This window comes from Bacteroides faecis (assembly GCF_020091505.1).
Lineage (GTDB): Bacteria > Bacteroidota > Bacteroidia > Bacteroidales > Bacteroidaceae > Bacteroides > Bacteroides faecis.
Window position 1 is genome coordinate 5,566,075 of sequence record NZ_CP081916.1, and the last position, 26,566, is coordinate 5,592,640.

General features: G+C 37.7%; 27 protein-coding genes and 2 pseudogenes. 6 read left to right on the forward strand and 23 right to left on the reverse strand.

The window, feature by feature from the left end:
* The first annotated feature begins 187 nt into the window (after positions 1–187).
* From K6V30_RS22085 to K6V30_RS22095, 3 genes are all read left to right on the forward strand, one after another.
* Complete coding sequence (locus K6V30_RS22085) at positions 188–685, forward strand: HU family DNA-binding protein (protein ID WP_008763346.1); 498 nt, start codon at positions 188–190, stop codon at positions 683–685.
* A 91-nt stretch (positions 686–776) separates the two neighbouring features.
* The gene (locus tag K6V30_RS22090) at positions 777–881 is read left to right on the forward strand and encodes a smalltalk protein (RefSeq protein ID WP_008767884.1); all 105 of its coding nucleotides are present in this window, start codon (positions 777–779) and stop codon (positions 879–881) included.
* Between the two features lie 4 nt (positions 882–885).
* Positions 886–1,299 carry an N-acetylmuramoyl-L-alanine amidase gene (locus K6V30_RS22095; protein ID WP_010538932.1) on the forward strand — a complete coding sequence of 138 codons (414 nt, stop codon included), beginning with the start codon at positions 886–888 and terminating at the stop codon, positions 1,297–1,299.
* A 158-nt stretch (positions 1,300–1,457) separates the two neighbouring features.
* On the opposite strand, the gene K6V30_RS22100 is transcribed toward K6V30_RS22095, so the two are convergent.
* The 17 genes and pseudogenes from K6V30_RS22100 to K6V30_RS22180 form a co-directional block, all read right to left on the reverse strand.
* Entirely contained in the window at positions 1,458–1,751 is a 294-nt protein-coding gene (locus tag K6V30_RS22100; RefSeq protein ID WP_010538933.1) for a nucleotidyltransferase family protein, read from the reverse strand.
* Between the two features lie 79 nt (positions 1,752–1,830).
* The gene (locus K6V30_RS22105) at positions 1,831–4,263 is read right to left on the reverse strand and encodes a GumC family protein (protein WP_010538934.1); all 2,433 of its coding nucleotides are present in this window, start codon (positions 4,261–4,263) and stop codon (positions 1,831–1,833) included.
* Between the two features lie 11 nt (positions 4,264–4,274).
* A complete protein-coding gene (locus K6V30_RS22110) occupies positions 4,275–5,069 on the reverse strand; it encodes a polysaccharide biosynthesis/export family protein (RefSeq protein ID WP_029425649.1) in 795 nt (264 codons plus the stop codon).
* A 56-nt stretch (positions 5,070–5,125) separates the two neighbouring features.
* The gene (locus K6V30_RS22115) at positions 5,126–6,223 is read right to left on the reverse strand and encodes an MraY family glycosyltransferase (RefSeq protein WP_010538936.1); all 1,098 of its coding nucleotides are present in this window, start codon (positions 6,221–6,223) and stop codon (positions 5,126–5,128) included.
* A 56-nt stretch (positions 6,224–6,279) separates the two neighbouring features.
* Positions 6,280–7,092 (reverse strand): glycosyltransferase, encoded by an 813-nt coding sequence (locus tag K6V30_RS22120; RefSeq protein ID WP_010538937.1) that lies wholly within the window; start codon positions 7,090–7,092, stop codon positions 6,280–6,282.
* A 15-nt stretch (positions 7,093–7,107) separates the two neighbouring features.
* A complete protein-coding gene (locus K6V30_RS22125; RefSeq protein WP_010538938.1) occupies positions 7,108–8,160 on the reverse strand; it encodes a glycosyltransferase family 4 protein in 1,053 nt (350 codons plus the stop codon).
* Positions 8,157–9,026 carry a glycosyltransferase family A protein gene (locus tag K6V30_RS22130; RefSeq protein ID WP_010538939.1) on the reverse strand — a complete coding sequence of 290 codons (870 nt, stop codon included), beginning with the start codon at positions 9,024–9,026 and terminating at the stop codon, positions 8,157–8,159. The genes K6V30_RS22125 and K6V30_RS22130 overlap by 4 nt, the downstream gene beginning before the upstream one ends.
* Before the next feature lie 1,206 nt (positions 9,027–10,232).
* A pseudogene (locus K6V30_RS22135) lies at positions 10,233–10,625 on the reverse strand (glycosyltransferase); the annotation flags it as partial.
* A gap of 12 nt (positions 10,626–10,637) precedes the next feature.
* The gene (locus K6V30_RS22140) at positions 10,638–11,306 is read right to left on the reverse strand and encodes a glycosyltransferase (protein WP_224207203.1); all 669 of its coding nucleotides are present in this window, start codon (positions 11,304–11,306) and stop codon (positions 10,638–10,640) included.
* A complete protein-coding gene (locus K6V30_RS22145) occupies positions 11,285–12,427 on the reverse strand; it encodes a glycosyltransferase family 4 protein (protein ID WP_010538941.1) in 1,143 nt (380 codons plus the stop codon). Before K6V30_RS22145 ends, K6V30_RS22140 begins: the two co-directional genes overlap by 22 nt.
* Positions 12,420–13,544: a polysialyltransferase family glycosyltransferase gene (locus K6V30_RS22150; RefSeq protein WP_010538942.1), complete on the reverse strand. Its 1,125-nt coding sequence runs from the start codon at positions 13,542–13,544 to the stop codon at positions 12,420–12,422. Before K6V30_RS22150 ends, K6V30_RS22145 begins: the two co-directional genes overlap by 8 nt.
* A gap of 6 nt (positions 13,545–13,550) precedes the next feature.
* Positions 13,551–14,984: a lipopolysaccharide biosynthesis protein gene (locus tag K6V30_RS22155; RefSeq protein ID WP_130061899.1), complete on the reverse strand. Its 1,434-nt coding sequence runs from the start codon at positions 14,982–14,984 to the stop codon at positions 13,551–13,553.
* Between the two features lie 412 nt (positions 14,985–15,396).
* Positions 15,397–16,563: an acylneuraminate cytidylyltransferase gene (locus K6V30_RS22160; RefSeq protein ID WP_010538944.1), complete on the reverse strand. Its 1,167-nt coding sequence runs from the start codon at positions 16,561–16,563 to the stop codon at positions 15,397–15,399.
* 309 nt (positions 16,564–16,872) lie between these two features.
* A complete protein-coding gene (locus tag K6V30_RS22165; protein WP_010538945.1) occupies positions 16,873–17,745 on the reverse strand; it encodes an N-acetylneuraminate synthase family protein in 873 nt (290 codons plus the stop codon).
* Between the two features lie 15 nt (positions 17,746–17,760).
* On the reverse strand, positions 17,761–18,108 hold the full coding sequence (locus tag K6V30_RS22170; protein ID WP_032837179.1) for a UpxZ family transcription anti-terminator antagonist: 348 nt from the start codon (positions 18,106–18,108) through the stop codon (positions 17,761–17,763).
* Between the two features lie 23 nt (positions 18,109–18,131).
* Positions 18,132–18,710 carry a UpxY family transcription antiterminator gene (locus K6V30_RS22175; RefSeq protein WP_010538947.1) on the reverse strand — a complete coding sequence of 193 codons (579 nt, stop codon included), beginning with the start codon at positions 18,708–18,710 and terminating at the stop codon, positions 18,132–18,134.
* A gap of 335 nt (positions 18,711–19,045) precedes the next feature.
* Positions 19,046–19,995: pseudogene (locus K6V30_RS22180) on the reverse strand (tyrosine-type DNA invertase cluster 3b).
* A 136-nt stretch (positions 19,996–20,131) separates the two neighbouring features.
* Here K6V30_RS22180 and K6V30_RS22185 point away from each other — a divergent pair.
* From K6V30_RS22185 to K6V30_RS22195, 3 genes are read left to right on the forward strand one after another with little or no spacing between them, the layout of a single operon-like run.
* Positions 20,132–20,563 carry an SH3 beta-barrel fold-containing protein gene (locus tag K6V30_RS22185; protein WP_022301147.1) on the forward strand — a complete coding sequence of 144 codons (432 nt, stop codon included), beginning with the start codon at positions 20,132–20,134 and terminating at the stop codon, positions 20,561–20,563.
* Positions 20,564–20,589: 26 nt separating this feature from the next.
* Positions 20,590–20,751: a Lin1244/Lin1753 domain-containing protein gene (locus K6V30_RS22190; protein ID WP_022301146.1), complete on the forward strand. Its 162-nt coding sequence runs from the start codon at positions 20,590–20,592 to the stop codon at positions 20,749–20,751.
* Between the two features lies 1 nt (position 20,752).
* Positions 20,753–20,962, forward strand: coding sequence for a hypothetical protein (locus K6V30_RS22195; protein WP_029425653.1), 210 nt, complete (start codon positions 20,753–20,755; stop codon positions 20,960–20,962).
* 407 nt (positions 20,963–21,369) lie between these two features.
* On the opposite strand, the gene K6V30_RS22200 is transcribed toward K6V30_RS22195, so the two are convergent.
* From K6V30_RS22200 to K6V30_RS22225, 6 genes are all read right to left on the reverse strand, one after another.
* On the reverse strand, positions 21,370–22,221 hold the full coding sequence (locus K6V30_RS22200) for a FecR family protein (RefSeq protein ID WP_022301145.1): 852 nt from the start codon (positions 22,219–22,221) through the stop codon (positions 21,370–21,372).
* A 9-nt stretch (positions 22,222–22,230) separates the two neighbouring features.
* Entirely contained in the window at positions 22,231–22,821 is a 591-nt protein-coding gene (locus tag K6V30_RS22205) for an RNA polymerase sigma factor (RefSeq protein WP_010538951.1), read from the reverse strand.
* A 76-nt stretch (positions 22,822–22,897) separates the two neighbouring features.
* Entirely contained in the window at positions 22,898–24,472 is a 1,575-nt protein-coding gene (locus K6V30_RS22210) for a peptide chain release factor 3 (RefSeq protein ID WP_010538952.1), read from the reverse strand.
* A gap of 31 nt (positions 24,473–24,503) precedes the next feature.
* On the reverse strand, positions 24,504–25,355 hold the full coding sequence (rfbD, locus tag K6V30_RS22215) for a dTDP-4-dehydrorhamnose reductase (RefSeq protein WP_010538953.1): 852 nt from the start codon (positions 25,353–25,355) through the stop codon (positions 24,504–24,506).
* Positions 25,356–25,901: a DUF4924 family protein gene (locus K6V30_RS22220; RefSeq protein ID WP_022301143.1), complete on the reverse strand. Its 546-nt coding sequence runs from the start codon at positions 25,899–25,901 to the stop codon at positions 25,356–25,358.
* Between the two features lie 10 nt (positions 25,902–25,911).
* Positions 25,912–26,565, reverse strand: coding sequence for a LysE family translocator (locus K6V30_RS22225; RefSeq protein ID WP_008767802.1), 654 nt, complete (start codon positions 26,563–26,565; stop codon positions 25,912–25,914).
* Between the last annotated feature and the right edge of the window lies 1 nt (position 26,566).

The following is a 26,566-nucleotide window of genomic DNA, read 5'->3' on the forward strand; positions in this document are numbered from 1 at the left end:
GTAACAAAATATATTCACATTACCTACGTTTTATCAGGGAATAACAGACTATAACTGACAACAATTGCACATTACCGACTGTCACTGTACACAACCGATTTTTCCGAGTTACAGCATACTATCTTTGTGTCATCGAAAGGGAGAAATCCTCACGAAAGTATGTTTAACTCTTTAAAATTATTATTTTATGATTCGTTACAAAATTTATCAGAACCAACAGAAGAAAGGCTTGAATGCGGGCAAATGGTTCGCCCGGGCGGTAAGCGACGAGACATTCGACCTTGCCAAACTTGCGGAACACATGTCGAAACACAATTCACCGTATTCCAGTGGGGTGATCAAAGGCGTGCTCACTGATATGGTGGACTGCATCAAGGAACTGCTGCTCGACGGCAAAAGTGTGAAAATTGATGATCTAGCCATCTTCGGTGTAGGAATCCGCAGCAAGGCTGCCGAAACGCTGGAAGAGTTCTCGCTGGAGAAGAACATCACAGGTATGCGGCTCAAAGCACGTGCCACAGGAAACTTATCAACAACCAATCTGAAGCTCGACAGCCAGCTGAAACAGCAGGCGGAGTATCAGAAACCGACAACGCCCGGAGGAGGTTCCGGGTCAGGCAACACTCCCGATCCGAAACCTAATCCGGACGAAGGAGACGAAGAAGCACCGGACCCGACTGTTTAAGTCATAACCTGAACACTGGCAAAGTCTTTAGCTTATCACGGCTAAAGACTCATTAAAAATCAATATTTTTTTTCATTTAAAATCAAAACCTATGAGTAATTCATCATCACGATCCGTATGGAGTTTCATTATCAAAGTAATCATCACTGTCGCTACTGCCGTAGGTGGTTTGATAGGAGTACAAAGCTGTATGTAAACTTATGCGGACCATCACACTGATTATCATTCATTGCAGTGCCACGCCGGAGGGAAAATCCCTCTCGGCGGAGGCTTGCCGACAGGATCACATCCGACATCGGGGATTCCGTGATATTGGTTATCATTTCTACATCACACGTGATGGAGAAATACATCCGGGACGACCGTTAGAAAAGGTAGGAGCACATTGCCGGAATCATAACGCACATTCTATAGGAATCTGTTATGAAGGAGGACTGGATGCTGACGGACGGACTAAGGATACACGTACGCTAGAGCAACGGGGATCGTTGTTAGCTCTGCTCCGTGAGCTAAAGAAATATTTTCCAAAAGCGCTGATAGTGGGGCATCGTGATTTGAATCCTCTTAAGGAGTGCCCCTGCTACTCTTGTGTAGAGGAATATAAGGAGTTGTAATAAGAGTTATTTAAGACTTTGTAAGTCATTATCCGTGTTATTACTTGGTGCAGCTGTAAAATATCCTCATCGCAAATACGATAAATTTCATCATACCACTGTCACTCAACAAGAAAGAGTCCCGTATCAGCTCCAAGGTATGATAAGCAATCAGAGTGTCATACATAAATGCCCTCCTTTAGTATTTTTTCACGTAGAAATGAATCCATCTTGTCTCGCAAGCGAACAATATCGACTTTGCAACCTAACAGTTCTTCCAAATCCTGCTTTATACCAGCCAAAGCAAAGAATCCATGAAGTTGCCCTTCCACATAAACGTCAACATCACTAACATCTGTATGCTCGTTACGAGCTACAGAACCAAATATCCCCATACGCAAGATGCCATACTTAGATGCATTTTGTTGCATATAGCTTTGTAATAATGTGATATATTCCGGTAATGTTTTCATTTCTCTTCAGTTAGTATCATAAAGTAAAGCCTTTATCAGCAAATTTCCAGAAAATAATGCTTAATTACTCAAAACGAACTTACTTTTCTTGGCCATAACCATATCCGTATCCATAACGTTTACCATAGCCATAATGCTTGCCATACTTGCCATAGCCATAGTAGTAACCATATTTTCTCTTCTTCAGGTCTACGCCATTAATAATGGTACAAAGATTAGGCAACTTCTGTTCATGGAACAACTCATTAATCAGTGTGTATTCCGCTTTATGCGTATAATCGGCACGGCATACATACGCTGATAAATCCGCCACACGACCAATCAATAAAGTATCCGTTACCATACCGATAGGAGCAGTATCAAGGATGACATAATCAAAATTCTTCTTCAAAATCTCAATAGCCTTGTCCAGTCCATCCCGTGCCAATAGCTCCGTAGGATTGGGAGGAACGGTTCCACCCGGAAGAATATACAGATTCCTATTCACATCAGATAACTGTACCAAACTCATCAAGTCCATTTCCGGATTTGCCAGATATTGAGTAATCCCCTTCTCCTTGCTCGAAAGATTAAAAACTTTATTCAGTCCCGGTTTGCGAATATCAAGACCTACAATCACCACCTTCTTTCCCAATAAAGAAAGACTGATAGCCAAGTTGGCCGAAGTGAACGATTTACCTTCACCACTCACTGTTGAAGTCACGAGGATTACTTTCTTATTATTCTGAAGCATAAACTGGATATTCGTTCGAATGTTACGGAAAGTTTCGCTCATCAGGTTATTCTGATTCTCGAATACAGCAATAGAACCCTCCTTTGTATTCTTTTCATCCGTCAAAGGGATATCCCCCGCAATCGGAACACTAGTCAGTTTTTCCACATCAGCACGACCTTCGATCTTGAACTTCGTCAGATCAATCATATAAATAACAACAACAGGTATCGCAATACCTAAACACAATGCAGCCAAATAAATAATGCTTCGTTTAGGAGATACAGGAATAACATCGGCGATAGCATCATCTATAATCTTCGCATTGTTCGCAGTAGCAGCCAGCATAATGGCATTTTCCTCACGCTTTTGCAACAACATCAAGTACAATCCCGCCTTTATTTCCTGCTGACGGGCTATACTCACATACTGACGCTCTTGCCCCGGAGCATCACTGATACGACGCATATAACGTTTGGCTTCCCGATCAAGATCAGCTTTAGTGATAAACAATCCTTGTAATGTACCTTCCAAAGTAGCCTGAACATTCGCTTTCGTGGCACGAATACTGGTATCCAGATTGATGATGGCCGGATTATTCTCGGTGGAAGTACGAAGCAGGCGTTTACGTTCAATAAGCATTTCATTGTATCGGTCAATCTGTGCGGCAAGAGTAATATCTTTCAGACCAACATTGCTGGGCAATATCTCATATTCATTATGACCTAAATATTTCTTCAAATCTTCCACTAAGCTAATTTGCGTACGATTTTCAACCTGTTTCTTTTCATATTCAGCATTACCGGTCAGAGCGATCTGTGCATCACTACTCAAATCTGTGATTCCCGCATCACGTTTAAAAGTCTCCAGATCCGCTTCCGTACTTCCCAGCTCTTTTGAAATAATGCCAATTCGCTCATCGATAAACTCAGCCGTTTTCTGCGCTATTTCATTCTTGTCATTGTTGGTATTACGATTGTACATCTCGAGCAGCTGGTTGATAAAATCCTGCCCGCGCTGCAAACTGGAGTTTTTTAAAGAGACCGTTACTACAGAGGTAGTCTTCGAGGTAGGTTCAATAGATAGATTCTCGCAATATCTTCTGGCTACATTCATAGGCTGGCTAATGGTAGCTGTGATATGTCGCATATCTTGAACAGGAGAACCCACTTCTTCATTTTTCTTCGAAGATATAGAATCCGTAGTCTGAAAGAAAGAAAGTGTTCCCTGATTAGTAGGAAGGATGGCAGGCAGTTTTTCAAAATGCTTTTGAATTTCTTTATCCTCCATTTTCACATTTACATCCAAACTTCCTTGTGGGTGCAGTACCATTTCAATAACGACCTTTGTTTTCAATTTTTCCGCTTCTTGTGGAGTCATATTAACCTGTACAGGAGATGTCTTATACAACTCTTTCGAAGGAATTTGATCGTCATCCTGGTAAGTAACATATAAATTTAAGTAGTTGACTACTTCTTTCACCAGAGTTTTAGAACGCAACACTTCTATTTCATTGTCTATACTTTGCGAAGAAGTGATCAATCCACTAAGCCCCAATTCATCCAATCCGGCTACATTGTTTGAACTTCCTCCTTTCTTATCATCTTTGATCAGGACTGTAGCAGAAATGTTATATACAGGAGTAGCAACATATAAGTAAATATAAGCAGAAATCAAACATACTATCACTGCCCCTACAAACCAAGGCCAGTGAATCAGATATTTAAAAAGCAATTCCTGAATATCTATTTCTTTATCATCTGCTTCGCGCAGTTTTTCGTTTGTTAGTTCCTCTTTCATTGTTACGAATGTTATCTTAAGATATTATATAATAGACTGGCAATGGATATCAAAATAGAGGTGGCAGAGAACCACAAACTAGTACTACTTCCGATATCAGAGTTACGTGCTTTAGCTTTGTTAGGTGTTACATAGACTATATCATTCTGTTGCAGCCAATAATAGGGAGAAAGGATTGTCTCAGCCTTATTTAAGTCCAACGGAATAATCTCCTGTTTACCGTTAGCATCCTCTCTTATTAATTTTATGTCATTACGCAATCCATATACAGTCATATCACCTGCCATGGCCAATGCTTCCAGCAAGTTCACTTTTTCGTTCGAGATAGTAAAGGTACCGGGGCGGGCGACTTCTCCAATAACTGAAATTTTATAATTCACCATTCGTACGGTTACAATAGGAGTTTCCTTTATATAAGGCTTCAGTTTCTCTACAATCATTTGTTCAGTGCCCTTCTTGGTTAATCCTCCCACATGCAATTCACCCAAAACCGGGAAATTTATCTTACCTTCATTATCCACCAAATATTGTTGTAAAGCAGGTTGAGTGGTGGTATAATTCAAAGCAATATTATTTTGCGTGGCAACTGTCAGATTAAAAGGGGCCGCCAACTCCGGACTTGTACATGACACCACAATCGTCAACAAGTCTTTAGGCATGATCTTTGCATCATACAACTGTTCGTTCTGAACTCCATACAACACCACTTCCGCATCTTGTAAATAAGGTACTTTTTTGTAAGATTGACATGCTGCAAGTAGACAAAGCAGCAATAACAACCCCATCCATCTATTCACTTTTTTCATAATCATCATTTAAAAATATCTGTTTAATTCATTATATAGTTTTCATATGCTATTCTCTATTTTCGACACTTCGTATCTCTCACTCTACTCCACCATAAATTAAGGCCCATCCATACTACAACATCTCCTAATAGAATCAATGTATTATTCATGTATGAAACCAGGAGAATATTAATTCCACTAAATATACATGATATCAATAAAATTAGAATCATTGTCTGACGGGCATTAAATCCCATCGCCAGAAACTTATGATGAATATGATTTTTGTCTGGCTCAAAAGGATTTCTTTTATTACAAATGCGAACCATAACGACCCGAATTACATCAAATGAGGGGATAATCAAAGTACTAAAAGCAATCACTATGTCACCTTGTGTCGTAGGAATCAAATCCGTATTCTGACTATATTTTATTGCTAAAAAACTTAATATATATCCTAAAGTCAAACTCCCTGTATCCCCCATAAATATCTTTCGGGCATGTTCAGCACTACCAAAAACATTATAATAGAAGAAAGGAATCAATACTCCCAAGGTACTAAATGCAAGCATACTATAAATCCATAACCCTTTCTCGATAAATAAAAAGCCCAAAACCATGAGAGCAACACTGCTTAAGCCTGAAGCAAGCCCATCAATTCCATCAATAAGATTAATCGCATTAGTGATAAAAACAACAGTTAGTACAGTAAAAGGAAATCCAAACCAAACAGAAAGAGTACCACAGCCAAACAAACCATAGAAATCATTAATCCAGAGTCCGGCAAGAGGAAATAAACTGGCACAAATAATTTGAACCACAAACTTCTGGCGATAACGAACTCCCACAAGATCATCCGCAATACCTGTCAAATACAAAAGTACCATTCCACAAACTAAAGCTAAAAACTCAGGCAAAATATAGGTAGCTTGTAAAGCAGAAACGCTATATCCAGTCAAAGTACGAAGTACCAAAACCGCACAGCAGGAAAGTAATATTGTTGGAAAGAAAGAAACTCCACCTAAACGCGGAATTGCGCTTTTATGTAACTTACGCGCATCCGGAATATCAAAAAGTTTTTTTCGAAAGGAAATCAACAATATACGTGGAATAATAAGCCTGGCAATATAAGCAGAAATTACAAAAGCTAATATGATAAATGTAATATTCATATATTGGTAACAGTAAATAATGTTAGTATGCAGTTATTCTTCATCTTTCAGAACTATTACCTCAATACTTTCTTATAAAAGAAACATCGTAAGCTACTTGGCATCATATGAATAGAAAAACGAACGAAAATATTTCTAGAAAATGCATACACTCCAATTAGTCCCATTTTCCATATCTGCCATTGAAGTTTTATTTCACTTTTAACATACTTCCATCCCCCGCGTCTTGCAGCCATAGCAGCTCCGCCACGTACATTAACCAAGATATTTTGTATATTATAAAATTTACAGCCTTCATTAATCATTCTTGTCCATAGCCAATAGTCTTCCAATAAGTAAAAATGCTGATATCCACCAACTTTAAGAATATCTTCTTTACGAAACATAACAGTCATATGATTTACAGGACATTTTGATAAAAAAAAATGTTTTATCTCACAATCAAATTCAGGAACTTTCCGATAGGAGATTATTTGTTTCGGATTATTTTCAAATTCAGAAATCCATCCTCCAACAACAGATACTTCCAGATCCTTTTCGAATGCTTTCAATTGAGTTTCAAACCGATTAGGCAATGATAAATCATCACTATCCATACGTGCCACCAACCTATAGGTACATGCAGATAGACCCACATTAAGCGCATTGCCCAATCCCATATTCTTTGCCAAAGCAACAATTTTTAAACTCTTATAACGCTCTGCAAAACTAGCAATGACGGTTTCCAATTCTGTAGTCAAGGGACCATCTTTTACCAACACCACCTCAGAAGGCGGCACAGTTTGTTCAAACACGCTACGAAGTGCTTCTTCTAAATAAGTACTCTGCTCACGTGCGTAAACAGACATTAAAACACTAAATTTTTCCATTATATAAATCAGACTTTATTCGAGAAGGAGCTTAGTATATATAGCTAGATACCGACTGACAAAATTGTCGGGAGAATAAACATTTCCATATTTTAGCTTAGCATTACGGGATAGTTTCTCTTTTTCCAAGAAAGCACGTTCTATTGCATTTGGTACACTTTTCTCATCGTTCAAATCGAATATTGAGATTTCATCACCAGTAAATATTTCCTTAAACACACTAAGATTAGATGCAACAATCGATTTCCCATAGGCTGCCGCTTCAAGCATTGCCAAAGGAAAACCTTCACTATGACTAGGGATAGCATAGACATCAAAATAAGGTAAATATTTATACGCATCTTTCTTATAACCTAGAAAAAGCACACGGTCACTAACTTTTAGTTTTACAGATAGTTGTATTAAATCATTTTTTATTTTACCATCCCCAATAATACAAAATTTTGTTTGTGGAAGTTCCTGAAGGGCTTGGATTATCAAATCCAAGCCCTTCAGGGGCGAAAGCGCACAGCTGGTCCCGACCAGCCGTGCGCTTTCGCCCCGGAAGGCTAACAATTCACGTTCTTCCTCTGTGGACAATTTTTTCGAAAAATCACAAACTCGTGTATTATAAGCATAGGTCAATTTACAAGAAGGCAAAAATCTTGAGTAATAATGCTGTGCGTCCTTACTTAAAGCGACTATTTTATCAGCTCGTAAATTCACTAAGAGATATAATGTACCATAAATTAGCCCTCTGATTTTTCCATAAGTATAGCCAAAGTCACTAAACAAATAATTATGCATTGTAGTTACAAACCTTGTACTACTCTTATTCCATGATTTATGCAAGAAAACATAAAGCTGAGGACGATAACCATGTGTATGTACAATATCATAATCGCTAAAGTTTATCTTTTGTCTCATCGAAATCTGTACGACATCACAATTAAAACTAAGTTCTTCTACTTTATCAAAATAGCAAACACAACATTTGTGCCCACGCTTTATCAATAAATGAACTAAATCATAGACAACAATAACAGGACCTGCATTTTTCAATGAAGGAACAATAAATAAGACTCTCACTTTTTTCGAATATCCATATAATAGAATAACAAGCCCAAAGGATAGCAACAATAACTCCAACCAATAGGCGCCAGCTCTCCTGCTCTCTCTCCTTTATACTTTATAGTATAACGCCAATAATTGACAGCAGCGATCAAGCGTTTTTTCAGACCATTTCTTTTTTGCCGAATCATTTCATTATAAAAAAGCATTGTGCCCTTAGGACTATTACGATGATATTTTCTGATAGATCTCGTTAACCCATCTTCTAAATAATCACATATATATATTGGCTCATTAAAATATCTAAGTTTGTACTTATGTGCAATTCGACTCCAAACAATCCCTTCGGAAATAAACTTCTCATTTTCAAATTCAGGAAATGGGTAATTCTTAAGAATATCTGTTTCAAAGACCTCAGCCATATCACCTTTTACACGATATTTCTCACGAAAACTAATAGAATCTGTATCCAAAATTTTATAATTGGCTTCACCTCCTACCTTTCTCCCATTCGGATATATTTTCAATCCACAAACTCCTGCAAAGGTTTTATCATCTTCAATCTGTTTAGTATAAAAATATATTCGTTCAAGTGCATTATTATGTAAATAATCGTCACTATCTACAATGAAAAAATATTTCCCTTGAGCTAATATGACACCTTTATTAATAGCACGATGCTTTCCTCCGTTTTCAATCTTTAAATAATGAATATTTAATTTTTGTTCCGCAATAAAGGATTTAAAAAGTTCCTCCGTATCATCCGTACTTCCATCATCTATTACTAACCATTCAAAATCTTTATAACTTTGTAATATCAAACTATCATAAAGTTGTTTTATAATATACCCACGGTTATAAGTAGGAGTAAAAACTGTTATCATATCAATTTAATTGTTTTTTTAAATGTTATTCAAGGCATTAGAACAATAGTTCCAAACAGAATAAATATTTGAAAAGAAAACATCTGAATAATTGAAGTACTTTGGACCTGTTACAAATAAAAAGTCCCAATTACTTAACAAAAAACAAAATGGAAATAAGAATATAAAATTATTATAATGTACATCTCGCGTACATTGATAGTAATATGCAATAGGATAAATACATAGCCATTCAGCTATTAACCTGAAACGTACAGTAAAATCCCAAGAAGCTGATACCAAATTCAAAACAATTAGTCCCCATAAAGCCAAACATAATAAATTATAGTTTATGGAACTCAGTTTCTTCCTTCTACGATACTGAATATATAACAACCATAGCAAAGAAAGATACATTGGTAAATATAAATATTTTCCTAAATTATAAGAACTATTCATTGATTCATTTCTAGCTTCACTTAAATACGAACTAGAGCTAAATACATTTACCCCACAATACTTTAAAACATCGATATAATCAAAGAAAGAGAAGAAATATGTTATAATAAAAAGTATTAATAACAGCTTTATTTTAGGCCTAAAGAAATGATATATATAATAAGCAATAACAGGAACATAATACATATAATGAATCAATGGACAAATCAACAGTAAACACATATAACAATTTACCTTCCTACTGCATGCTATTTTCTTCACAAAAAAAATAAACCAAAAGGATGCAGTGAAAAAGCGCAGTACACTAAAATGAAATGCTGATATAAAAAAAACAGAACTTAATAAGAATAGAATTGAAATTATATTATTATTTATATACTTTATTAATTCACGAAGACATAAATACATAGCCGTATAATAAATAATAGACCAAAATATGTATACATAAATAGCAGATAAATTAAAATAAGAAAACAGCATAGCACTTCCCCAATAATATAGATCGATTTTTCCTAACCAATCTGTTCCACTTAAAAGTCTATTATATCCCTCAACATATCTATATATATCATCTTGTGGACGAAATATTACACACATGTTTAGATATATGCCAAATAAAATAAAAATGCAGTATCCATAAAATTTCGAAAAATATTTCATCGACAAAAGAAATGCCCCAAAAGGCATTATAGGATATAATAATAATGATATTATTTTCAAGATCATACTGATTTCTATATCGTATAAACACTAATAAATTTCTAATTACTATTTCAAAAGTTCAGTCCATTTATTAAATATCGCCCTCTTAGAAAAACGACATTCAAAATCTTTCCTAGCAGCTTCTCCATATTTTCTACGCAATTCCAGATCATCCATTAATAGTAATATCTTTTCTTTCATTTCATTACAATCATTCAAAGCTATTAAATTTCCGTCCATTCCATCACGAACAATATTTTTCGGTCCATGCGGACAATCAAAACAAACAATGGGCAAGCCAAAAGATTTAGCTTCAGCAAGAACCAATCCCCACGGTTCAAGGCGTGCTGCAGAAACATATATAGACGCATCTATATAATAATCTTCAATATTTTTCACAGTCGGAATCATTTGCACATTTTCTTCCAAATGTAACTCCTCTATTTTCTTTCGTAAGTTTTCCTTTTCTTCTCAGGAACCTACTATTTGAAGAATCCAATCACTATGCCTTTTAGAGATATCTCCCCATATATCCAAAAGAATATCAAATCCTTTGGTATGTACTAAGCGTCCTACACTAAGTACTTTCTTACTCATAAGATTAGACTTAAATTTTGCATCCATGACAAAATTTCCAATTACTCTAATCTTTTTCCTCAGTAACCTTGGATAGCTATTTCGATCTTGTTCTGTTAAAACAATCGTTTGGTGTGAAACAAATGCACTAAATATCCGAAAGAAAACACCCCATTGAGAACCGGCAAACAAAGTAAAATGATCCCAAGTAACAACCTTACCTTTCATTCCCAAACATTTGGCTAAAAAAGACACTTGCATCATAGGAACCGCCACGTTTATTACATAATCCGGCTTTATCTCATTTATGATCTTTTTTAAGTAAAAGGCAGCTTTCAGCTTATACTTATTTTCAAAAGGAATACCTATTAGCAATATTTTTATCTTATCATTAAGAGGAAAAGCGGAAGTTTTATCCGTTCCAAATAACACAATAACCACTTGATACCCCCTATCAGCCAATTCATTCATCACACCTGTTGATATGCGCTCCGTTCCGGCAGCTGCCCGTAACTGCTCCTGAAGAAAAACAACACTTGGTTTCATCGTAATATATCCTCCCATTTTTTCATCACATGGTCTATAGAAAAACGTTTTATATTCTCTTTAGCTTTTTCTCCCATTTCAACACGCTTTTTCGGATGTTCAATTAGATACAGCATCGCATCTGACAATCCTTTTATATCTCCCACTTCATCAACCAGTATTCCATCTTCACTATGACGAATGATTTCACTAGGACCACAGTTACAATTATACGAGACACAAGGAAGACCGCACGACATTGCTTCTCCTAAAGTTAACGGGAACCCTTCATACCGGGAAGACATGACATAAAAAGCAGAATCTAAATATTTATTTCGAATGTCTTTTACCGGAGCACAAATCTTCACAGATTCTTCTACTCCATTTTTTTGAATTAACTCATTATAATATTCCTCGCGTCCATAGCCGTACCCATAAATTTCCAAACTCCAGTCAGGATATTTAGAAGATACCATAGCCCATGCCTGAAATAAATAATCAAATCCCTTTTCTATAGAAAGGCGTCCCACAGCAATGACTTTTCGAGATTCTGCAACAGGCATAGAATCCGACGACTCGATAGTTATAAAATTAGGAATCACAATCATGTTAGGTATATTACCTCGCATTAATCTATCTTTCTCCGTTAGAACTATAAATTTATCATAGCGTCTACAAATGCGTTCCTGATAATACATTCCCAAGTCGTAAACCAAATTGTAGAAAAACGAATTCAACTGATGAAATTCGATTTTTGCCTGACTTGAAAAATGTATCTCAAAATACTTCTTGCTACCATCCTTTAGTTTGGGAATAAAGCCTCTATTTACCAATGTTATGAAATAATCACAAGAATGTGACTCTAAGTATTTTTCGACTTTCCTCTTATGATCTATCCGGCTTCTTATACTATAGTACACACTTTTCAAGGCCCCCCACAAATTACGTTTCTCATCATATACACTCCCTTGAAAAACATCCAAAGCTTCCATTTTGACTTTAGATGACAGAGGGAAAAAAGATTCCACCAAACTACTCATTGAGAGCATTGTCACTTGATAACCATGTTCAGCCAACCAGTTCGCTTTCAAAACAATAATACGTTCCATCCCCCCGGGACGGCTTATATCACCAATATGATAAATTATTCTTTTAGGCATTTATTTTTTGTTTATTCTGACAAGAATCCAATAAGGACAAAAGATTCTCTAATTGAGAAATATTCTTCTCATTACATATTTTACATAAATCATAGAAAGGACGCAACAAAAAAGTAAACTTCATCTCTGGAAAAAGATAACCATTATACATAGCTGTGGAAGAAAAGAACGTCACAATTTCCTTAAATTTCATATATTGTAAATAGTACTCGACTGGTATATTCATCTGAGCAGACAATATATGAAAAGCTAAATGATATTTTTCCGCTATCCTGATTACTGCCTTTCGCTCTTCTTCTTGTTCACGAGGATGAAATTTGATAAATAAAATCGAAGTACTATCCAATGTCGAAAAATAGCCTTCAACAACCTGTAAATACAAATTCAGATTACCTAACGACTCATAAATATTCTGAGACATAAACAAAATACTACTTTCTATATCTGAAAATTTGGAAACCTCACTATCCAAAAATTGTATCAAATCATTAGAAAACAATCTTTCTATACGTATTTGCTTATCAAAATCCTCATGATAATATGGTACCACGCTATAACGAAGGTCAATCGGTAATTCTGAAAATGGTAAATCTTTCAAAAAGCAATAAGTAGCAAAACGAAAATGATAAATAGGCAAATAATAAAAACAATCGAAAAAGATTGCTAATAATTTATTCAATAAATAACCACCCTTTCTCGGATGAATATGAAAATTATAATGACTTGCCCCCTCCTCAAAAAAGACAATCCTATATCCTTTTTTCTTAAATAACTTTGCCCCAAATTTACAGGAAAAATTATTCATATCACCTAGAAATAAAGTATCAATTCGATATACCTTTAATAGAGAACATATTTCTTTATATCTTCGGAATGCACGTAGTGCCGTTTTTAATAAATGACGTTTTTCTATTGCAGCCCATCCTGCAACATCCGGCATAAGAACTCTTTCCATCCACATAGATGAAATGATAGTCAAACGATAAATATCAAGAAAATGCTTATTACCTCCTACATAGCCACACAACATTACATTATCAGTCAGCTTTTCCTGATTGATAATTTGCTGTGCTATTAATAATTCGAGAGGAGTATGAACAAAAAAAAGATTTGCCATAAGAAATTACAATGATTTTATAAAAGGCAATTTAAGCACATATTTCTTTACATAATTCCGTTCTATCAAATTCAATCCTAACCAATAAATACATAGAGCAGAAGAAATGCAAGATGTAATACATACTACGATTAAACGATAAAAGTCATCCTCCATCATTACATAACATATTAATGGTGGCAATGAAGCTATTATTAAGACACGATAACTGACAAAAACAACTTTCCATAAGTACTGACGCACAGGTAATGCTATAAATTTGCGAACAAAGTACAACCTAGGAAAAAAGCAAAGTATTGAAACAAGCATGGAAATAACAAAAGGTATCTCTGGATATTCTGCAACTTTTAATGCTAAATACGACAATGGAACAATCAAAAGCAACAAAGAGCTTACCCATATTTGAAATTGACGAACTCGTCCGGAAGCACCTAAAGCATTATCCAAAGGATTATTGAATATGTCAATAGTTAATTCTATGATAACCAAACGCGTAAACAAAATGCTATATTCAGGAACTGTTCCTAACCATAAGTGTAGTATATAAGGAGTTTCTATTAGCATGGGAATAGAAAAAAACATAATCAAAAAAAATGCCAGCTTAGAACTCATAAACACTAAATCCATCATTTCTTCATGATGCTCAGAAGAATACAATTTAGTAACTCGGGGAGATACAGCATTATAGAAATTCACCCTCAAGCCATTCACTGCGGCTTGCATTTGAAAGGCAATACCTCGAGCGGCATTTATAGCTGGATTAAAAAAAAGATTGATTAACACATTCAAACCTTGACTTCTCATAGCGCCCGCCAAAGTCCCCATCATACTCCACATTGAAAACGAGAGAATCTCTTCCATTTTTAACTTATCCCAATAAAAAGATAACCGACATTCCTTAAAGTGCTTTCTGCTATAAAAAACATAAAAACTGCTAATAGTAACTTGTGAAAAGAACATCAGTAAAGCATACATTTTCAATTTATCATAATAGATTATTCCCAATAAATATACAACAAATAATTTCAATGAAACTTCAATTATAGCGACGTAGCCATACACCGTCATTTTTTCATTAGAAAAAATAGCCGATATATAAGGAGTAGCAAGAATAGACACTATAAAAGAAAAAATAGCTGATTGATATACCCAATTAGCAGCAGATATTCTTTCGCTGGATATTGTCATTTGAGTATTCAAAAACCATAATCCGATGGTTTCACATATTATCAACGCTAAAAAAGCAACTCCTATATATGCATATACTGATAAATTAAAAATACCTTTTAATGCACCATGGTCTCCACTACCTAACTCAAAAGAAAGATATCTCTGAGAAGCAGATGCCATCGAATTGACAACAAACGATAATAGAGAAACGGTGCCGCCTACTACATTATATATTCCATAATCTTCTACACCTAATATTTTTAATACCATCCTAACAGTATATAATCCCACCCCTAAGGTTAGAACCATACGAAGATACAGGACGATCGTATTTTTAGCAATCTGTTTATTTTGAGATGTAGAAGGCATCATCAACAGTGAAATAAACCAACATTTACAAACCTTTGACTATTTACTATTCGAGACTATTATTAATCTTATCCGTAGACCTATCTTTTCCCTTTTCTCTATATTTATATTCACCTTATTATTTTAGATGAATTCCAAATTCAGACTTCATAGAATGAAGATACTGTGCTACTAACTCAAATCCCCGAAGTCTGAGCCTAATGTCCTTGAGCCAAATTTCATCATGACAAAGGAACTTTCAAGACACATAAATTAGGACAAGATTTTGGCCAAAAAAATAAGACTACTTCCAAGTATCCAAACAGTAATTAACCTACATATTATAATTTAATATCATTTCAGCAAATTCACGTACTACCCCATCTCCACCTTTATTCATCAATACGTTTACAGATGGAATATTTTTAATTTGTTCCATTGCATTTAGTGGGCAAGCAGCCATCCCTACATTAGACAACAATTCATAACAATTAATGTCATCGCCTATATAAGCCACTTCATTTAGTGTAATTCCTTCTTGTTCACAAATCTCTTTGGCAGCTAACAATTTACCTCCTTCACATTTACTTTGATACAAGTAATCTACTTTTAGTTTTCTTGCACGACTCTCCACTATTTGCGTATTTTCTGAAGTTATTATACCTGTCTTTATACCTTTTTCATGAAGTAACCGAAAAGCCATCCCATCACGAGTATTGAATTTTTTCAATTCATCTCCTTTCTCTGAATAATACATACCTCCATCTGTCAACACCCCATCAACATCTGATAAAAACAGTTTAATTTTCTTTTTACCGTTTGCAGACCTAGAAAGCATATGCCTTTGCATTAAGTGTTCCAAGATAATCCAATCATCAGGCTCATCGATTTCTGTTGCAGTGTACTCAGGCATAACATACAACCCGATTTTACCACTTAAACGGTTTCTGAGAGAAACTATATTTCGCACACTATTAATATACAAAGCTCCATTTTCCATTAATTCACCAGCAAAATTCTGCCTTCGTGGACGATTCTTATAATCATAATTTCTTGAAGTACCATCTTCATTCCAAAAAAAACGATAGCTACGGACACAAGTCAATATTGAATCATACTTACGACTAAAATATAATTCCAAAGCTTCTTGAATATGAATTGTCTCAGTCAATGGAGAGGTAGCTTGCACCAGTACAAAGATGTCATTATCATCAAGTTTAGCATATTGAATATATTCCAACATTACACTCTCAGTACTAGCCGTATCACATGCATTTTCAGACGAACGATGATAAATTTTCACCTTTGAAAAACAAAAAGAAGTAACTACTTGCTCTATTTGTCTAGAATCCGTTGCAACAATAATTTCATCTATGGCAGCTGTATGTTGTAAAGCCGATACACTCCAATAAACTAAAGGTTTACCACAAAATAATTTTATATTTTTCAAAGGAATGGATTTACTCCCTCCCCGTACAGGAACAAACGCAACTGTTTTCATATTTTATAATTTACACAAAATAATCAATCTGATATTAACTTTAATAGATAATGATGAAAGCATTAATCCCCATATCAAACATGTTTTTTCCGTTCTACTTTATTCCAATCAGCAACAATGAAGATATAAAAGAAAACAAAAACATAATGAAATAAGACAACCTTGCCAACATCAATTACAATTAAAACTTAATAAGAATGAATATAGAAATAACCTAGGGACAAAAAAATTAGAAAAACTTTTATGCCTGACCTGCATGTATAACTTCAATAAGTCCAAACCATTATCAGGTACTTTAACGTTCTATAATTACCATTTCACCTGATTTTTTTTCAATTTATCTCTTTGTACTTTTTCAATCTCCAAAATATCTTGCTGTTTATAAACCAAAGCCTTTGCAATTGCACGGCAATCACGACCTAGTTTTCTTAAACCATCCGGTTCCAGAGAAGCAGCGTGATCTGTACCTTTCCAAGTTCTATCAAGAGTAAAATGCCGTTCAATCCATTCAGCTCCTAATGCAACTGCAGCAGAATCCACTGCTATCCCTAAATGATGACCTGAAAAACCTACACTTTTCACACGTTTACCAAATACCTTATTTATGCGTGATATTTCCAATAAGCAAATATCTTCAAAAGGCACAGGATAACCAGAAGTACAAGCATAAATGACTAAATCTTTATTGCGGCCTTTATTTTCAAAAAATGAAACTATATTTTCTTCTTCTTCTCGCAAAGTCATGCCAAATGAGAGATGAATTTCGCCTTCATAATTATCACATAAATACTCCAACAACCTTTTATTCAAATTACAAGCTGAAGGGACTTTAATCAAGGATGGATGTAATGTACAAATCTCTTTTGCTGAAGTCACATCCCACACAGAAGTCGAATATTCTATACCAAATTCCGTGCACCATTCCTGTAATTGTCGATGTTGCTCTAACGTAAATTCCAAAAACTCACGATGTTCTCCATACGTTCTACCATATGAATTCTCCGGATGAGGATGCGGAGCATTATATTCCTCAGAAGTCAACAACTCTCGAACAGATCTCTTCTGAAACTTAACGATATCTGCCTTACAATAACTAGCAGCAGTCAATATCATCTCTTTTGCAATTGTCATATCACCTTTGTGATTACAACCTATTTCTGCTATAATTTTAGGTACTTTCATTTTTCTACTCCATTTTTATACGGTTGAATACTCTTTGCAAACTGTAAGCAAATCATCTTTCAAAGGTGAAGGAGGAAGACTTGTCAGAAGCTCCAAAGAACGGGCAAGAATATTGTCCCTTTTCAAATCATCTTCCCAACCGGCATACATACTTACACTATATCCCAACAGCAGGGCAAGACATAAAGAAGCATCTTGCTCCAATGTGTTGCCACGCAGAGGATATAATTCATTCATTTCATCGTGGATATCTTTATTTAATTGGGATAAGTCATCGGCATACAAATAACTGCCGGAACATTCGATGTGAAGTAAACGATGAGCCAAATTATGAAGATGAATTATTTTATCCTGTAATTCCATTATAGAAATATGATCCAGACTCGTCAGACTACGGTTTTTACAGGTTCAACATACCCGATAGGCATATCTACACATGCACACCCCAGCATATTCAAACGAACGGCAATCTTACTTTTACCATCCACATTAACCAGTTCACCAACTAATCCGGTCAGAGGACCTTTGATCACACGGACCTGTTCGCCACGAGCCAAAGGGGAACTGTTCATGCTAACTGATTCCGTGGAATAATCAAGCATGAAACGGAAACGAGCCATCTGCTCGTCAGGAATTACAGCAGGACTACTCTCACCGCGCATCACCATGTAACGGCTGACAGTAGAAAAACTCAGAACTTCCATGCGTTCCTTTGGGTCTACATGTACAAAGACCATCATCGGAAGTAAAACAGAGGTGATCATCTTACGACGGTCGCTCCATTGGTGGAGTTCTTGTTGAACAGGAATGAAATTCTCGATTCCCATCTTGTCCAGACGTTCGGAAACCTTCTTTTCATGGTGCATCCGAACCAAAGCTACATACCAGCGTTTTGAGTGTGCTACGCCTTCCCCTGTCCCATAAATAGGCCCAGCATTAAGTGATTTCTCTTTTCTTAAAATCATGTTTTTTTACCCCATGTTTTTCCGTTACTTCTTAGGTAACTCACAAACAGAGGGCAAGCAAAACAGGGAACTTTTTTCAACGAAACTATGAGAAGATGACTATTATCTTGGAAATAGAGCAGATGTGAAGGTGTTTTTCAAAAATTAGAATAAAAAAAAGACATAACACGAATATTGCAATATTCGCCAGTTATGCCTGCATTTGATTCATTTTCCGAAAATAATTTCATTTTTGTTTGCGTATTTTCATAAATATGTCCATCTTTGCGCCATAAATCATTCCGTTACCTAAGAAGTAACACACACAGACAAACACTGTATATCAACAGTTTAAATCATTTCATCCTATCTAAACAACATTTTTTAGCGTAAGATTAATTCTTCGATTTACTTCCGTCCGATCTTTCAACTCAAACCCTTTCAGGTAAATCTGCGTCGTCTTGATCGATTTATGTCCCAGTGACTCACTGATCATCTCGATAGGAACCCCGCGATACTTGGCAGTAGTGGCCCACGAATGACGAAGCGTGTAAGACGTGACGGGAGATTTCAAGTGCAGAGCCTTCGCTAACCCCTTCAGGCAATAATTGAACTTCCGGAGAGCAGACTGATATTCACGATAAGCACGCTCATCTTTCCGTTTTTTATCACCGCGAAGAATCCCGAACAGATAATCCGGGCAATTCGGACGGGACTCCTGCCTGTTCCGAAGCTGGTCCAGCATCTCCTTAGCACTATCCAATACCTCAACACTGATAGGAGTCTTCGTTTTGATACGATTATAGCGCAGCACACCACTGTCCAAAGCCGATTTTTCCAGATGCGCCAAATCAGCGAAAGACATCCCACAAAACTGGAACATCAGGGTAGCAATAGACTGCGTACGACGTAAACGCTCCGATTGAGGGTCGTCATACAGAAGCTTATGCAACTCCGACATAGGTAAAGCCCTTTTCTGCCGTACGTCCACTCCCGTATAAACATCGCGAAACAGATACGGGACATAAGGCGCACTCCCCGCCTCTACCCCACGGTTGTAAACACTACGCAGCATACGCATATACGTAGAAATCGTATTTGGCTTCAAGCCACATTCGTAAAGATGCTGCTCATAACGCCGCAAACGCTCACGCGTCACTTGCCTGAACGACACACTATACCCTCCACAAAACTTGGTAAAAGAAAGAAGGGCATTCTGATAAACATGCGCCGTAGAATAGCGCCCCTCCTTTCGCAAACGACCGATGTACAGTTCCCCACACCGGCTAAATCCATTTTTACTCATCATTTGCATCACTAGTTATTTTATATATAATACCATTTGGCAAAGAACAAAAAAACATCGCTTTTTATAAGTCCCCCCATCGTTGGTATAGCTTTAATTAACATTTTGTTTTTTTAATATATATAAATTAGTTAACATGAGGAAAAAATCATCCCCCGAAAAGGAAAAAATGCAACCATCAGAATGCGATGCTTGCAAGAGATGCAAACTCAATGTAAATCAACAGAATGAAGAGTTTATCAGCAAAGAGGAACTGCACAAAAGAAATGGCATCGCCGAAGGAAAAAATGACTACTTTACTTTGTACCTGCAGCTGTTTTTCAAAGGAATCATTATTCATGGACACTCCAGATCCATCCGGCAACACGGACATGCCATGATTGCTTTCCACAAGCAAGACGGAACTTCCTGCCTGGAACAAGGAACGCTGGTAGGATATGAAAAATTCTTCCATCGGATATACCGCATCACACAGGAACAGGAATCAATCGTTTACTGGAACATGGAACAACATGCGTGGAGAAGATTTATGATTGAGAATCTGCTGGAATGGAAAGCAAACGTATAACATCAACAAATAAATATATACATAATATGAGCCTAGAATATACGGGGATACCTTATTTCCCCTTGACATCCAACTTCTTTGAAGAAGATGTACCCGAACTGCTGGAAGCCAAATTTGGCATCAAAGCTTCATACCTGTTAATCAGACTGCTCTCCAAAATCTACAAAGAAGGATATTACATCACCTGAGGTGAAGAACAATGCATCATTTTTCTTCGCAAAGTACCATAAGGTCAGCAACCTCAAAGAGATGCAAAGCATTCTGCGCTTGTCTGATTATGGAAAAAAGGGAACCTCCGTATGGAAATTGCTGTCAAACACCAACTGGAATAAAATAGAAGCTCCGGGAAGGTATATCATTGCCGCGCTGACAGCAGGAAGAAGAAAACCGGCAGATTAAAGCCTGCATATTTTTCAACAGCAATGCGGGAGAAACCCCTCCGGTTTTCTCCCGCATTTGGAAAACAATAAAATTAAACTCACTTAATAATCCGCCAATTCGTTCGCTATTGCTTTCTTGAAAGACTAATTGGCATCATTCTTCGTTTTTTCCATGAGACATGTCCTCTTAAGCAATTTAATTCTTAACCTAATTATTAATTCAGTCCCCTTCACATTCTGTCTGATCATTGACAGTTCATCCACCTACTAACTATTGTCTGTTTATAAATCGTTCCTTATATTTATAAGAGGAGCTTTCTTTCCTTTTTTACCAAGAAAAATAAAAGAAAAAACAGATTTAATTTAAAAACGCCCTTCAGAGTACTCTGAAGGGCGTTTTTAAATGGAAGTTTTTTTTCGCTCCGTCTATTCCAAAATGACTTTCTGCCCATTCAACTGATAACTGATTCCCAAAGAACCAAATACTCTTTTCAATGTTTCATGCAGATCTTTCGTCAGGATGGTTCCGTTATAGTACAGTTCATTATATTTTTCACACCCTACCACTTCCACATCAAATATATGCTGAATATCCGCTACTACATTGACCAGCGGATCATCTTCATAACCGAGCACTTCGGGCAGTTCTTCTTTTTCCTGAACAGGGCCGATCTCATTTTCATCACAGCGTACACTTTCGCCTGCCTTCAATGTCTGCTCGCCAATCGGTGTTTCCACTTTGACACTTCCCTCTTCACAATTGACGGTGATCGTTTTTCCTTCCTGCTCAACCAAAAATTTTGTACCTAACACTGTAACATCTCCGGCTTCTGTTCGTACAGTAAACGTCTTGCCCGAAGTCACATCGAAGAAGGCCGATCCGAGCAGATTCAGTTTACGCCCCCAAAGCCAGCTCACTTTGTTATAAGACAAAGTTGAGTTTTGCATCAGTTTCACAGAACTACCATCCGGTAGCCTGTAATCGACAGCTACCGCTTCAGACGTAATCTTCTCTTCTGAAGCAAAATAACAGGTACCTGTTCCAAAAAGAAGAATAAACATAGCCGCTATTCCCCAATAGACACGATTACTCCTGCGGAGTATCCATTTCTGTCCTCCCACAGTGTTCTGTCTGCTTGTTAATGCATCCGCACGTTTTTTTTCACGAAATTCTTCTAACTTCCCACCAACTACAGACTTCCGTACAAACAACTCACCTTTCAGAGGGAGTTTACCGTCCTCCATATATTGTTCCAGAAGTTCTTTCCTATTCTCCATATCCTCACCTCAATTAAAAATCCATAAATTAGCAGCTACAGTCAATAAGAAAGACTTACTCAATCGCTCTCTCAGTCTGGATATTGCCATGTGGGTAGTATTGTAAACAGTACGGGAAGTCAGTCCCATCACTTCGGCTATTTCGTCCGAATCCAGTTTTTTATAATACTTCAGGTACAATACCTCTCTCTGCTGCTTTGTCAAGCCATTTATTTCTTTCTGCAGCACTTCCAGCTGCTCTCTTTCTAGTTCGGAACGGACAATCGCTGTTTCTATATCTATCTCCAAATCGAATCTATATTCGCTTGAATTGACTTCGTCCAATGATGTGAATACGCCATTAGCAGTTTTCTTCAACTCATTCAGCAGCATGCGCTTCAGTGCCACACACAGGTAAGCTGATACGGACTGAGGCTCGGAACAACTCTGCCTCTTCTCATACAGATAAACGAATAATGACTGAATGGATTCAGTCACCAGGTCATCGTCACCGACAATCTTCATCCCATATCCGTAAAGTAAATCCGAATATTCACTGTAGAGTTGCCGGAATGCTTCTTCATCCCCCTGCTGGATTTTCTCCCAAAATGTTGTATTCATTTCTCCTTCCCTTATTTACAAGTAACATAATTCTTCCCCTTTTACCAATTATTTCTGTTAAATTCCATCAAGCAGACTAAAATTCACTTGTGAAGTGGAATTTAATATGCTTGAAATCCATTTGTGCCATCTGAAGCACATAGCCCGAATCGGCAAGGAACACATCGCGTCCTTCCCTGTCCTTCGCCATATATTGGTATTTACGTTTTTTGAAAGCTTCCAGTTCAGCAGGATCATCGCTTTCTACCCAACAAGCCTTGTACAAACTTACCGGTTCCCAACGGCAAGAAGCATTATACTCGTTCAGCAGACGATATTGGATGACCTCAAACTGCAACTGTCCGACTGTACCGATAATCTTGCGACCGTTGAACTGATTGACAAACAACTGCGCCACACCTTCATCCATCAGCTGGTCGATACCTTTTGCCAACTGTTTCTGCTTCATCGGATCGGCATTCTCAATATACTTGAACATCTCCGGCGAGAAGCTGGGCAATCCGCGGAAATGGAGCAATTCTCCTTCTGTCAGTGTATCTCCGATCTTAAAAGTGCCATTATCCGGCAAGCCGATAATATCTCCTGCATAGGCTTCGTCAATGGTCGTCTTCCGCTGTGCCATAAACTGGGTAGGCGATGAAAAACGCATGGTCTTGCCATGGCGGACATGCTGATAGGGTGCATTACGCACAAATTTACCCGAACATATCTTACAGAAAGCTACGCACGAACGGTGATTCGGATCGATATTGGCAGTAATCTTAAAGATGAATCCGGTAAATTTCGGTTCATCCGGCTTCACTTCACGCTCTTCCGCCTGTACGGGACGAGGACTGGGAGCAATCTCCACAAAGCAATTCAACAATTCCTGCACACCAAAATTATTCAGGGCAGAACCAAAGAATACAGGTGCACAATCTCCTGCCAGATAAGATTCTACATCCAGTTCGGGATAAACGCCTTCAATCAGCTCGAGGTCACCACGCAACTTATCTGCCAACGGTTTACCGATCTGCTGATCCAGTTCTTCCGTATGAATATCAACTGCCACCTTCTCTGTCACCACCTGCTTGGAAGGCTGGTACAAGTCCAGTTTATTCTCATAAATATTATAGACTCCTTTGAAACGGGCTCCTTGTTCGATAGGCCATGACAACGGACGTACCTGAATCATCAGTTCTTCTTCCAGCTCATCCAGCAAATCAAACGGGTCTTTTCCCTCACGGTCCATTTTGTTGACGAAGATAATCACCGGAGTTTTTCTCATGCGGCACACTTCCATCAATTTACGGGTTTGTGTTTCCACACCCTTTGCACCGTCTACTACGATGATAACGCTGTCTACAGCTGTCAGCGTACGGTATGTGTCTTCGGCAAAGTCCTGGTGGCCCGGAGTATCGAGGATATTGATCTTGTAGTCCCGATAGTCAAATTCCATCACGGAAGTTGTCACCGAGATACCACGCTGCTTCTCGATTTCCATCCAGTCAGAAGTAGCCGTTTTCTTGATTTTATTACTCTTTACCGCACCGGCTACCTGAATCTGACCACCAAAAAGCAATAGTTTCTCGGTCAAAGAAGTCTTACCGGCATCCGGATGCGCAATAATGGCGAATGTTCGCCGTCTCTGTATTTCTGTATTATCTGCCATACGTTTATATTTTTTTAAATGAAGAATGAATTTAATTCATTTTCTTCATCCATTCGTCCAAGCTCTCCTCCCAATGAGGAATTTCGATGCCGAACGTTGTTTTTATTTTTGTTTTATCAAGTACGGAATAAGCAGGACGGTTCGCTTTTGCCGGATATTCGGCTGTATGCAGCGGTTTCACTTTGCACGAGGTTATTCCTGCCAGGCGATGGATCGCTACCGTGAAATCGTACCAGGAGCAAACGCCTTCGTTGCTGAAATGATAGACTCCACGAACGATTCCTTTATTGATAATAGTATAGATAGCGCGTGCCAGATCATTGGCATAAGTCGGAGTGCCTATCTGATCGAAAACAACTCCCAGACTGTCACGCTCTTTACCTAACCGGATCATTGTCTTCACAAAGTTATTGCCGAATGTAGAATAAAGCCATGCGGTACGGATCACTGCCGATTTCTCACAATTATTCAATACAGCATATTCCCCTTCGAGCTTTGTGGTGCCATATACCGAATTCGGACATGGATCGCATTCTTCTGTATAAGGAGTATGGGCGGTGCCGTCAAAAACATAATCTGTAGAAACCTGAATCATTGCAGCGTCATGAAACTGTGCAGCACGTGCCAACTCTTTCGGTGCCTCACAATTCAGTTTATATGCCAGTTCCGGATCATCTTCCGCCTTATCCACAGCCGTATAAGCCGCGCAGTTTACAATCATCTCAATCCGTTTCTCACTGATGTAAGCCCACACTGCCTCTTTGTTACAAATATCGAGTTCCCGGACATCTGTAAAATAATACGTGTGTTGCGGATTCTCTTTTGCAAGTACCTGCATTTCGTTGCCAAGCTGACCATTGGCACCCGTCACTAAAATTCTCATTTATTCATCAAGTTTTAATTCACCTTTCCGGTCTTTATCATAATAGTTTGCCAGCATGGAAAGAAAGCTGCTGATCGCTTCAATCGCTTTCAGCGTACCATCGCTGATCGTTTTCTTTTGCAGACGGAGCAGGAATACACCATACAGTGCCTCAAAGCAAGTCTCCAGTTCCGGTTCCTCTTTTTTACCCCCTTTGTTCCGCAATTCTACTATAAAGGGCAACGCCTTGAAATAAGCGGCACTGTAGAAAGGGAATTTAGGAGAAGAAGACAGTAAATTATGAAGTTCCGTCAGATTGATTATGATATTCTTATTGATCTGCAAATGGCCTTTTTCGCGTACCCCTTCCTCGCTCATCATCGTGATCAGATTGCCGTACCATTCTCTCATGGCAGGACGCTGGTCTTCCGGATAGCGGGCAATTACATTAGCCTCCATCTCTTCCATCTCACAATGATTAGCGCGAATCAGGTCTTCTTCTTGCCACATATATATAAGGTATTCGGCAATATTCTTCTCTTTAAGCTTTTGTGCTATCTGATTCATAGTTTTTTTCTTAATAAAGTGATTCTCCCAGCAACGTATAGATCAGCCCTGCCACGGACACCAGCATCACAATGCTTCCGATGACACGGTTCAATATCCAGATACCCCGCAGATTGAACTTTGTACGTACCTTATTCACAAAATAAGTGATTCCAAGCCACCACACCAACGCTCCGGAAGCGATGGCAAGATACCCTGTAATTTCCTCGAACACCACGACTCCCGGCTGCACAAAGGCAAAACGGGCAAAAAGACCGATGAAAAGGAATATAATCAGGGGATTGGATAGCGTAACGAAAAAGGCGGTGATGAAATTGTGGAAATAAGAACCTTTGTTGGACGAAGCCGGGCGAATGGACTGCACCGGATTGCTGCGAAAGGTGTAGATTCCGAAAAGAAGCAGCATTATGCTGCCCAGCAACTGCAAATAGAAAATATTCTTGTTAATATAATCAAACACAAAGCTCATACCATAACCTGTCAACAGAGCATATGCTATGTCGCTTAAAGAGGCTCCCAAACCTGTCACAAATCCATACCAACGACCTTTATTCAGCGTTCTCTGAATGCAGAGAACTCCCACCGGGCCGAGAGGTGCGGACACAACAACGCCAATAATAAAGCCTTTAACTATTATATCGAATATTGTCTCAATCTGAATCATG